2 protein-coding genes are annotated in these 1,990 nt (G+C 60.9%); one reads left to right on the top strand and one right to left on the bottom strand.

The genetic code is table 11. From position 1 onward, the window contains the following. The coding region (locus tag BN1233_RS00440; protein ID WP_046861566.1) for a phosphatidylglycerol lysyltransferase domain-containing protein at window positions 1-785 on the top strand (785 nt) is incomplete at its 5' end. 200 nt (window positions 786-985) lie between these two features. Here BN1233_RS00440 and BN1233_RS00435 read toward each other — a convergent pair. Further along, the gene (locus tag BN1233_RS00435; RefSeq protein WP_046861565.1) at window positions 986-1,852 is read right to left on the bottom strand and encodes an alpha/beta fold hydrolase; all 867 of its coding nucleotides are present in this window, start codon (window positions 1,850-1,852) and stop codon (window positions 986-988) included. Window positions 1,853-1,990: the final 138 nt, after the last annotated feature.

Here is a 1,990-nt window from a genome sequence, read left to right as displayed (position 1 = left end):
TGCCGGCGTTCGATATGGGTCTGCTGGCACTGGCGCAGGACTTTGCCCGCGGGGCCTCGGAGGAGGTCAAGGCGGACTGCATTCTCCTGCGTCTCGGCCGGAAGACCAAGCTGCTGCCGCTGGTGTCCGACTGGGAGGCGTATGAGCGCATTCTCGACCGCGAAGCAAAGGCGCTCCGGCCCGGCGATCTCCTGGGGTATGTGCCTGAACAGCGGGAGGAAGGCTGGAAGAACGACGTCGTGATTGCCAAGAGCTATTATGAGTTCGTCTGGTACCGCGAAACCGTCTCGGAAATGCGCGGATCTTCTTTGCAGAGTTTCCGCCGTTACATCCGCAAGCTCTCGAGGGCCGGCGCCCATGTGGAGCCGATTGGCCCGGAGAACCTGGCTCGCGTGCTGGCCTGCAACGACAGGTGGTATGCGGCAAAGGCCGCAAAAGGTAGGCCTCTACGGTATCGAGCATCCACGGTCTGGACGCTCGAGAACTTGTCTCTGCTGGAGCCGTTGGGCGTGCGCCATCTGGCCGTGGTGCTGGACGATGACGTGATCGGCTACGGCGTCGGAAGCCATCTCGGCGCATCATGGGCCAATTATTTCTATGGCAGAGGCGACTATCTGAATGGCGTGGCTCCTTTGATCGTCCACGAGCTCTGTAAATTGTATCTCGACCGGCAGTGGATCAACGCCGGCTCTGTAAGACGAAATCGTGGGCTCGCGGAGTTCAAGCAAAAATTCACGTTGAATGCCGCCGACAAGCAGATGACGTTGGGGTGGATACAGGCGTAACCAGCACCGCTGAGTCAAGCTGTATTCTGGACATCAAATCGGCCGGTCTGAGTTGCTTGAACTCTCCATCGTCCCGGTCGTCCGGTCCTTCCAAGCTGCGGACTCCACCATCCATCGACGGAAACTGGGGCCCGGTCACGCGCCACTGCAACCAATCAGATGGACCATCCTGGCGTCGGCGAAGGTCTCGCCCAAAAACATCAGCCAGTGCGATTGTCCGTATCTGCACAGCATTCGCTTGGCACGGGGGCATCGAACAGCTCCATGGCCCTGAGCACGCATGGTGAATGGATCATCTGCGAGGTTGAATGCTCGACCTCCGGCGCATAGACCAGTTCCCAGCCGAATGAGCAGCCCAGAGCGGCGGCCTGGCTCTGACCGAGTGCAAAAGTACGCACGCCACGATCCTTGCGCTGTTCGCCTTGACGCTGGGCCTCGGTCGTCATGGTTAGGTGAGGGTCCTCGGGGTCGTCGTCCTCGGTGCCGAGATAAATCGTCACCGGCGCCGCCAAATAGGCCCTCAGCTTCTCCTGCTCCTCGGCGCCCTTGTAGACGCCGCCCATGCCATATGGCACCGCCTCGCCATCAGGATAGCTGCCGAGCAGCGGCAGCACGTGGGTGGAGGCGTTGGCGACGATGATCCGCTCGGCCGCAATCTGCTCGAACGCAGCCACGCGTGACAGAAACTGCCCACCCGCCGAGTGGCCCCAGCACCAGTACGGCAGTGATGAGCTTGCCTCCTTGGTCCGCACCCAGTCGGCCAGGAGCGCCACGAAGCGCGTGGTCCATTGGCTGGCTGGCTTGAGGTCGTGGGAGCCATCCAACAGGCCGCCAAGATGGTAGTCTCTACTGGCAAACCGGTCTTTGTCGAACAGCGGCGCGGCTACCAGGAGTCCCTCGCGATCGGCGAGCTCGATGGCATAGTCGCGGTAACTAGCAGCCGTGCGCCCGGTACCATGATAGACCAGCAGGATGCCGTTGATCGTTCCGTCCGGCTTGTAGGTGTAGACGTCGAAGGTGGTCCCGTCCAAAGACGCCTGCGTCAGGCCGGAGCCGGTTGAGATCATGATCGTGCCTCCGTGTTGTGAGCCAGTTCTCCCTCGACGGTATGGAACTGCACCGTGCGCAGGATTCACCATTCATCCATTTGGAGTATCTTGAGGATTCGTCGTCCCCCAGCAGAAGCTGAATCGAATTCAATGCTC

It is taken from the genome of Microvirga massiliensis (genome assembly GCF_001006805.1).
Taxonomy (GTDB): domain Bacteria; phylum Pseudomonadota; class Alphaproteobacteria; order Rhizobiales; family Beijerinckiaceae; genus Microvirga; species Microvirga massiliensis.
Note: the sequence above shows the minus strand (reverse complement) of the source record. Positions and strands in the feature narration are given on the sequence as shown.

What these genes read in the sequence shown, in the direction of transcription:
- BN1233_RS00435 (WP_046861565.1), bottom strand. Translation starts at nt 1,852, where the DNA reads ATGATCTCAACCGGCTCCGGCCTGACGCAGGCGTCTTTGGACGGGACC.